This is a genomic window from Streptomonospora sediminis (assembly GCF_054778995.1).
The window spans coordinates 1-639 of record NZ_BAAGYZ010000015.1; the positions used below are offsets into that span (position 1 = coordinate 1).

Genomic DNA, 639 nt, shown 5'->3' on the forward strand with positions numbered 1-639 from the left:
ACACAGCCGGCCCCACCACCACCGACGCCCCGGCCAACCGCAACGACCCCGCCACCACCGACGCGCCCGGAAACCACACCCGCGAAGACACCGACGCCCCCGCCGACACCCCGGCACCGGCCCCCGCGCCCATCAACATCGCCGCCAACCCACCCACCACCAGCGGACCGGCACCCACCCCATCCGGCGGCCCCAGCACAACCAACACCGGCAACAACCCCAGCGGGACAGGCAAAACAGGCGGGCCGAACAACGACTCAACCAGCGGCGGCAGCGCAACCACCGGCAGCACCAGCGGCAGCAGCACCCCCACCGACGACCCAGGCAACCCCCACACCGACGACCCAGGCAACCCCCACACCGACGGCGTCACCCCCGGACACGAGGACGACCGCGGGGATATCGGCGCGTCCGAGACCCCTTCGCAGACGTCGGCATTCGAGGGTCAGGCTCCCCCCGCCACCGAAACCACCGACACCCAACACGCCGACCCCACCAACGCCGGCCCCACCAACGACGGCCCCCAGACCTCACCGGACCCCGACCCGCAAACCATCGACAACCCCAACACCGGCCGGCACGACCCCGCAACCACCCCGGACACCGACACCAACCCCGCCGACCCCCCACCCGCCTACA

At 72.5% G+C, this 639-nt stretch carries 1 pseudogene; it reads left to right on the forward strand.

The window, feature by feature from the left end:
* Nucleotides 1-639: pseudogene (locus ACYVD5_RS04635) on the forward strand (hypothetical protein); the annotation flags it as partial.